The sequence below is a fragment of the Mycobacterium sp. TH-M103 genome (assembly GCF_057473785.1).
On sequence record NZ_JBYCLG010000234.1, the window covers coordinates 1 to 7,429 of the forward strand.

The 7,429-nt window shown below is 68.5% G+C and carries 9 protein-coding genes and 1 pseudogene; 1 reads left to right on the top strand and 9 read right to left on the bottom strand.

The window, feature by feature from the left end:
* Both AC2VOR_RS13550 and AC2VOR_RS13555 read right to left on the bottom strand, forming a co-directional pair.
* A pseudogene (locus tag AC2VOR_RS13550) lies at positions 1 to 559 on the bottom strand (Y-family DNA polymerase); the annotation flags it as partial.
* A 23-nt stretch (positions 560 to 582) separates the two neighbouring features.
* A complete protein-coding gene (locus AC2VOR_RS13555; protein ID WP_369736327.1) occupies positions 583 to 1,224 on the bottom strand; it encodes a TetR/AcrR family transcriptional regulator in 642 nt (213 codons plus the stop codon).
* Positions 1,225 to 1,300: 76 nt separating this feature from the next.
* Between AC2VOR_RS13555 and AC2VOR_RS13560 the strand changes: the two genes are divergently transcribed.
* A complete protein-coding gene (locus AC2VOR_RS13560) occupies positions 1,301 to 2,770 on the top strand; it encodes a flavin-containing monooxygenase (RefSeq protein ID WP_369736328.1) in 1,470 nt (489 codons plus the stop codon).
* Here AC2VOR_RS13560 and rraA read toward each other — a convergent pair.
* From rraA to AC2VOR_RS13595, 7 genes are all read right to left on the bottom strand, one after another.
* Positions 2,767 to 3,255, bottom strand: coding sequence for a ribonuclease E activity regulator RraA (gene rraA, locus AC2VOR_RS13565; RefSeq protein WP_369736329.1), 489 nt, complete (start codon positions 3,253 to 3,255; stop codon positions 2,767 to 2,769). The genes AC2VOR_RS13560 and rraA overlap by 4 nt on opposite strands.
* Before the next feature lies 1 nt (position 3,256).
* Positions 3,257 to 3,703: an Rv3852 family protein gene (locus tag AC2VOR_RS13570; RefSeq protein ID WP_369736330.1), complete on the bottom strand. Its 447-nt coding sequence runs from the start codon at positions 3,701 to 3,703 to the stop codon at positions 3,257 to 3,259.
* A gap of 97 nt (positions 3,704 to 3,800) precedes the next feature.
* Positions 3,801 to 4,274, bottom strand: coding sequence for a copper resistance CopC family protein (locus AC2VOR_RS13575; RefSeq protein WP_369741365.1), 474 nt, complete (start codon positions 4,272 to 4,274; stop codon positions 3,801 to 3,803).
* A 73-nt stretch (positions 4,275 to 4,347) separates the two neighbouring features.
* Positions 4,348 to 5,022: a DUF6474 family protein gene (locus AC2VOR_RS13580; RefSeq protein ID WP_369736331.1), complete on the bottom strand. Its 675-nt coding sequence runs from the start codon at positions 5,020 to 5,022 to the stop codon at positions 4,348 to 4,350.
* A gap of 67 nt (positions 5,023 to 5,089) precedes the next feature.
* A complete protein-coding gene (locus AC2VOR_RS13585) occupies positions 5,090 to 5,506 on the bottom strand; it encodes a transcriptional regulator (RefSeq protein ID WP_369736332.1) in 417 nt (138 codons plus the stop codon).
* 667 nt (positions 5,507 to 6,173) lie between these two features.
* Positions 6,174 to 6,707: a peptidase gene (locus AC2VOR_RS13590; RefSeq protein ID WP_369736333.1), complete on the bottom strand. Its 534-nt coding sequence runs from the start codon at positions 6,705 to 6,707 to the stop codon at positions 6,174 to 6,176.
* 178 nt (positions 6,708 to 6,885) lie between these two features.
* Positions 6,886 to 7,429 (bottom strand): superoxide dismutase (locus AC2VOR_RS13595; RefSeq protein ID WP_486963940.1); only part of this gene is annotated, 544 nt, incomplete at its 5' end.

Consider the following 7,429-nt stretch of genomic DNA (forward strand, 5'->3'; position numbering starts at 1 on the left):
AACGTTCGCGAGCGGGTGGCCCGCCCGATGCCGTTGAACCGCAGCCGCAGCACCACGGTGCGGCCAGCTGCGCGCAGCCGGGCGGTGATCCGGTCGATCAGGTTGACCACCACCGCGTCGAGGCGGACAGGCGACATCGCGGTGTCGGCCCGGCCCAACGCCCGCTGCGCACCCGCGGACTGGCGGCGCAAACCGGGGGCCACCTCACGTTCGTCGACGTTGCGCGACAGGGCATACAGCCGGCGGCCCATTGCGGCACCCACCAGCGAGGCCAGCGCGGACTCGCCGAGCTCGGCGATGTCGACCGGCGTCCCCGAAACCCGGCGCAACCCGGCGTCGTCGAGAAACGCCTCGTCCACCTAGACCGGCTCGACGAGCGGGGTGCAGTCCCGGAACATCTCGAACACGGGCTCGCTGGCGCGGGCGTAGGCGCTCGTGTGCGGCGGCCCCCGATGCTCACCGGGCGCCCGCGCAGCCCCGGGTCGTCGCGTTGTTCGACCGACGCGTAGAACGAATCCAATTCCGCGTGCAGGACGGATGCCTCACACCGCACGAACATGTGTTCGCACGCGGCGGCGACAACTATTCCGGTTCGCCGTAGATGCTGCTTACCCAGATGTGGGTCAGGGTGTCGACGACCCGGGCCTCGTCGACGGCCGGCACCTCGGCCGACAGCGCGGCCATCATGGTGCGCTCGTTCATCTGGTTCAGCGACGTGGCCAGGTCTGCGGCCGGGATGGTCTCCGGCGCGGCGCCGCGGGTCCGCTCGGCGGTGATCATGGCCGCCGTCTGGTCGATCCACTTCTGCATGAAGCCCAACCACACCGCCCGCAGCTCCGAGCTGGTCGCCAGCGCCTCGGTGGCGGCCCGGGCCAGCGCACGGTGCGAGCTGAACGCGGTGAAGAAGGCGTCGATGCCGTTGCGCCACACCCGCTTCGGGTCCTTGGGCAGCCGCTGCACCGCGCCGTCGAATTCGGCGTCGGCACGCGCGATCACCGGCTCGAGCAGCGAGAGCACCACCGCTTCCTTGGACTTGAAATAGAAGTAGAACGTGGGCCGCGACAGGCCCGCCCCCCTGGCCAGGTCGTCGACCGAGATGTCGGCGAACGGACGCTCCTCGAGGAGTCGCTCGGCGGTCGCCAGGATCGCCTGCTCCCGGTCGTCGCCGGAGGGGCGCGCTGCGCGGCGGCCGCGCAGGGCGCGCGTCTGGCGTGTGGTGGTCACGGCAGCGACTTTACACGGTGTCGATAGTTTCGACATGTCGTTGACGCAATCGACACCGTGTTGATAACGTAGCGGCATGACTGAGCACCTTGACGTCGTCATCGTCGGCGCCGGCATCTCCGGCGTGAGCGCGGCCTGGCACCTGCAGGACCGCTGCCCTACCAAGAGCTACGCCATCCTGGAGAAGCGGGAAGCAATGGGCGGCACCTGGGACCTGTTCCGCTACCCGGGAATTCGTTCAGACTCCGACATGCACACGCTGGGCTTCCGATTCCGCCCGTGGACCGAACGACAGGCCATCGCCGACGGCAAGCCGATCCTCGACTACGTCAAGGGCACCGCGGCCATGTACGGCATCGACAAGCACATCCGGCTCAACCACAAGGTGCTCGGTGCCGACTGGTCCCACGCGGAGAACCGCTGGACGCTGCAGATCGACGACAACGGCACGCCGGGCACGATCACCTGCACCTTTCTGTTCCTGTGCAGCGGCTACTACAACTACGAGCAGGGCTACGCCCCGGAGTTCCGGGGCGCGCAAGACTTCACCGGCCCGATCATCCACCCGCAGCACTGGCCCGAGGACCTCGACTACGCCGGCAAGAACGTCGTCGTGATCGGCAGCGGCGCCACGGCGGTGACCCTGATTCCCGCGCTGGCGGAGTCAGGCGCCGGACACGTCACGATGCTGCAGCGCTCACCGACCTACATCGTCTCCCAACCCAAGCGCGACAAGATGGCCGAGCGGCTCAACCGCCTGCTGCCGGACACCCTGGCCTACACCGCCATCCGCTGGAAGAACGTGCTGCGCCAGGCGGCGCTCTACGGCGCCTGCCGGAAGTGGCCGCGGCGCATGCGCAAGATCCTGCTCGGCTTTGTCGAACGCCAGCTGCCCGAGGGCTATGACGTGGCGAAGCACTTCGGCCCGCAGTACAACCCGTGGGACCAGCGGTTGTGCCTGGTGCCCAGCGGCGACCTGTTCCGCGCCATCCGGAAGGGCCGGGCCGAGGTGGTCACCGACACCATCGACCGGTTCACCCCGACCGGCATCCGGCTCAACTCCGGCCAGGAGCTGCCCGCCGACATCATCATCACCGCAACCGGTTTGAACCTGCAGCTGTTCGGCGGCGCGACTGTCACCGTCGACGGGGAGCCGGTGGACCTGACCACGACGATGGCCTACAAGGGCATGATGCTGTCCGGACTGCCGAACATGGTCTACACCGTCGGCTACACCAACGCGTCGTGGACGCTGAAGGCCGACCTGGTGTCCGAGTTCGCCTGCCGGGTGCTGAACTACATGGACGACAACGGGTTTGACACCGTGGTGGTCGAGCACCCGGGGTCCGATGTCGAGGAGCGCCCGTTCATGGAGTTCACTCCCGGGTATGTGCTGCGCTCGCTCGACGAGCTGCCCAAGCAGGGCTCGCGCAAGCCGTGGCGGCTCAACCAGAACTACCTGCGCGACATCTTGCTGATCCGGCACGGCAAAATCGATGACGAGGGCTTGCGGTTCACCAAAAAGCCCGCGCCCGTAGCGGTTTAGGAATCGCCTACAGCGACGACGACGATGCCGTCGTCGTCGCTGTAGGCGATCTGCCCGGGCGCGAACGTCACCCCGCCGAGGCTGATCTCGACGTCGCGCTCGCCCGCCCCGGTCTTGGTGCTCTTGCGGGGGTTGGTCCCCAGCGCCTTGATGCCGATGTCGATCCCACGCAGGGCGGCGGCGTCGCGGACGGCGCCGTTGATCACCAGCCCGGCCCAGCCGTTGGAGCGGGCCAGTTCGGCGATGACGTCTCCGACCAGCGCGGTGTGCAGCGAACCGGCGCCGTCGACGACCAGCACACCGCCCGCGCCCGGTTCGGAAAGCACGGATTTGAGCAGCGCGTTGTCCTGGAAGCACCGCACGGTGCTGATCGTTCCGGCGAAGTGCGGGCGCCCGCCGAACTGGCGGAACTGAAGATCGCAGCTGCGCACGTCGGGCCCGATTTCATCGACGAGGTCGGCGGTGGGCCGGAATTCCACGGTCACCTCAGCGGCGGCGTAGCTGGCGGATCAACAGGATGGCCAGCAGGCCGAGGGCGACCGCGACGATCAGGGGGACCGGGGACTGTCCCGGGGCCGGCGCCGGAATGTCGCGCGACACCGGGTTGGGTGCGGATTCCACCGCGGACTTCGCTTGTGCGGCGACAGCTTTGGCGGCTGCGGCGAGGTCACCGTTGGTTTCGGCCCGCTGCGCCGCCGCGACGGGTTGCCCGGCCGGCTCCTGCAGCCGTTCCGGGGGCGGCGGGCTCTTGGCGGGAGCCTTCTTGGCGGGGGCCTTCTTGGCCGCTGCGTTCGCGGCGGGCGCCTTCTTGGCGGGGGTCTTCTTAGCCGGAGCTTTCGCGGTCTTCTTGGCCGCCTTGGCAGGAGGTGCCTTCTCCGGCGGCGTCGGCGCGCCGTCGGATTGGTGATCGGGTTGCTCTTGCGGGTCTGCCATGCGGCCGCTCCTTTGCGCCATGCTCGTCGCGCATGAAAATTACTCTCGTCCCATCATGCCAGGAGGTCCGGTGGCGTCTGGGCCACACCGGCGCCGCTCACGGCCTGCGGCGGACCGCCCAGATGCCGCCCGCGGCCACGAGGGCCACCGTCACCACCACGAACGGCCACAACGGCGGGCTGCCGCCGCCCCGGTGGGGGACCGCGGCCGGCTCCGGTGTACCGGTGCCCGGCACCGTCAGCCGAAACGACCAGGATCCCGACACCACGTGGCCGTCCGCCGAGGTCACCCGGTAGTTGACCGTGTACGTCCCGGCCGGCCCGAGCGGGCGCAGCGCGATGCCGACGACCGCACCCTGCACCTCCGGGTCTCCGGTGGACCACACGTTGCCGTCGGGACCGACCACCGTCATTGCCGCGAACGCGGGCTGCAGCCGTTCGTCGAAAGTGGCGCTCACCCGGTCGGGCCCCGCCGTGAGGTCGGCGCCGTCCGCGGGATCCGCGGAGATCCGGGTCGCGTGCGCCAGCGCGACCGGGGCCTGCAGCGTTGCCGTCGTGACCAACGCGGCCATCGTGGCCAGCAACAGGCTCAACCAGGCGGCGGCGCCGGCGGCGTGGGCCGCACGCCCGTGGGGCAGGGACATCTCAGACCGAGGCCAGTCCGAGGCGGGCCATCACGTCGGCCTCGATACCGTCCAGCTGCGAGGAGATCGCGGCGTGGGCCGCCCGGCGCCGCGCGGCGGGCATGTTCTCGGCGGCGAGGACGGCCGCCGACAGATCGGTGAGCCGCTCGGTCATCGCGGCGACGAACTGCTTCGTCTCGGCGTCCTTCGGCTTCTTCTCCTGCAACAGGCGCAGGGACTTCTCGGATCCGGCAACGCGGGCCGACAGCTGGGCTCCGCGCCCGGAGAACTGGCCGATCTGCGCCAGCGGGATGCCGAGTTGGTCCGCGCGACGCTGGTCGATCACCGCCCGCGCGGCCACGGCAGCCCGGTAGAGCACGGGCGTGAGGACCGGTGCGAGCAGCCGGGACACCGTCAGCGCGCGCCGAATCCGCGTCGGCGAGAGCAGCTTGCCCTCGCGTGCCGCCTTGAGCTCCGTCTCGGCGACCTTCAACGCCGTCCGGTCGCTGTCGCGCTGAGCCTTGATCTGTGCCCTGAGCGCCTTGGCCGCGGCCTTCTCGGAGGACTTCCGATCGTCCTTCATGCGGCGGGCCTCGTTCTTGGCGGCGAGCCTGGCCTCCATCTTGGCGCGGGCCGTGATCGCCCGGGCTTCGGCGCGACGCGTCGCGCGACTCTTTCGTTTGCGGAACAGGCCCATGAGCCAACACTAATGGGGATGGACCTGCGGCAGTCCGCCAGGTCAGGCTGCGCAGGTGTTGGCGTGGCTAGGCGCCCAGGCGTTCCGCGGTGGCCATCCGGTCCGCGTTGCGCAGCTCGTGCGCCCGCGCCAAGAGTTCCTGCTTGGACTCCGGGGAGAGCTCGACGGCGGCCAGCGCGATGTTGCGCACCCCGTCGTGGCGCACCGCGGCCATCCACGCCAGTTCTCTGTCGAGTTTCTCGTAGTACTCATCGTCGGTGAAGTAGGCCGGCTTGATGCGGAAGAAGTTGGCCAGCGCGGCCATCGTCGCCGCCGAGGGGTTGGTGCGATTTCCCGAACGTAGCTGGGACAGGTAGGGAGCCGACATCGTGATGCCCTCGGACTTCAAGGCGGCGATCACCTCCGCCGAGGTGTGGGGTCCGCGGCCGGGCGGATAGACCGTGTCGAACAGGCGGTTCAGCCGGGCAGCAAACGTCGTGCTCATCGATATGACCTCCACGGGGTTGTAGAAGTGACTGTTTCCTAGGTGTATTTGCTGATCATGGTAGCCGGGGTCGACATACGCATTCAGTTGGCAAACGTGCGGCGATTCGCTGATGCCTGCCTCGGCGACCACTCGCCCTGCACCCTTCGAGCCTCCAATCTCTCCTCGCGCCTGTCCACCAATTCCACTAAGTTCACAGGTTATCCGCAGGATCGGGGCCGCGGACCGGCGTGGTCCGGGACCGCCGGAGTGTTTCGCAAATTGGCCTGAACGATGGTGACGGACGAAATCACCGCAACCGGCCGCGCCCGGTGAGCCATGAAGGCAAGGCTTTGCTGCGGGATCGGACCAGCCCGCCCGTGGGACGGTGCGCGAAGACGCACAAAGCCTCTGGTGTCACTGTGGTTACGGCTACCGAGCAGGACGGCCCCACCGGCGAGTACCGCCCGTGGCCGTCTCCGGAGCGGGTGGCGGGTTCGGGGACGAAACGTCCGTCGGGCGCCGCCATGCCGAGCGCCTGATCCTGGGTATTTGCCGGTAGCCATACCCGCGGCGCGGACGCGGTGGCGCTCGCCGGGCTTCGGGCCTGGCGGCTCGGGCGCCGCGGTCCACCATCCGAACGAACCGGCGGCCCCGCAACAGCGGTTGCCGAAAGGTGCGACCGTCCCTACGCCGCGAGCAGCATCGCGAGGATCGCGGTGTCGGGATGGCTGATGGGGTCGACGCCGACGCGGCTGACCATCGACGTGATCGTCCCGTCGGCCTCGGCTTCCACCCACGCCGCCCGGTGCTCGAGCCCTAGGTACGGCAGGCCCGGCAACAGGACGCATCCCGACGCCGCGCCGGTGCATTCCGGCAGCGATGGGGTGGTTTCGGAAGGGGGATGCAGCATCAGCAGTGCGGGGGGCTGATGGTCGGCGAAATAGCCTGGCTGGATGGCCGATTCACCGAAGACGGTGCCCTCGGCCAGGACCAGACCGACCGTGCCCGGCTCGGGTTCGTCGGGCAACTCCTCGCGGGCACCGAACACCGTTGTGGTGGAAAGCAATCCGGGTAGCGACGCGACGCGCACCGCGACCATCAGGAGCTGGGCCCATTCCTTTGTCGAATCGGGCCAACGCCCGGAGATCACAAACCCTTTCAGGGCACCGCGAGCATGGAAGGGAGAAATCCCTATGGGTCCACCCGATCCGGCTTCCATCTCGACCTCCGTGCGCGTCCGTTTCGAAATAACCACGCTGGTAGCTCGAATACTTCAGCATGCCTGCGGTTTCGGCGCGTTGCAACTCGACACGGCAACCACCGCCCGCGATCTCGTCATTCCCGAAAAAGCACGGGGCGCCGCGCGATCGCGCGGCGCCCCAGCCCGGGAAGGCGAGTCAGCCCGAAATCAGGCCCTTGGTCTTCGACGTCGCGGCGGCGTAGCGCGACTGGACGTCCTCCCAGTTGACGATGTTCCAGAACGCCTTGGCGAAGTCGCCCTTAACGTTCTTGTACTGCAGGTAGAAAGCGTGCTCCCACATGTCGAGCAGCAGCAGCGGAACGATGCCCAACGGGAAGTTGGACTGGTGGTCGTAGACCTGGAAGATCAGCAACCTGTTGCCCAGGGTGTCCCAGCCCAGGGCCGCCCAACCCGAGCCCTGCACCGTGGTCGCAGCGGCGTTGAACTGAGCGCGGAACGTGTCGAACGACCCAAACGCCTCGTCGATGGCGGCGGCCAGTTCGCCGGTTGGCTTGTCGCCGCCATTCGGGGACAGGTTCTTCCACCACAGCGTGTGGTTGACGTGACCGCCCAGGTTGAACGCCAGGTTCTTCTCGTACAGCAAGATCGCGGCGAAATCTTCCTTGGCGCGTGCTTCCTCGAGCTTTTCCACAGCGGCGTTGGCGCCCTTGACGTACGTGGCGTGGTGCTTGGTGTGGTGC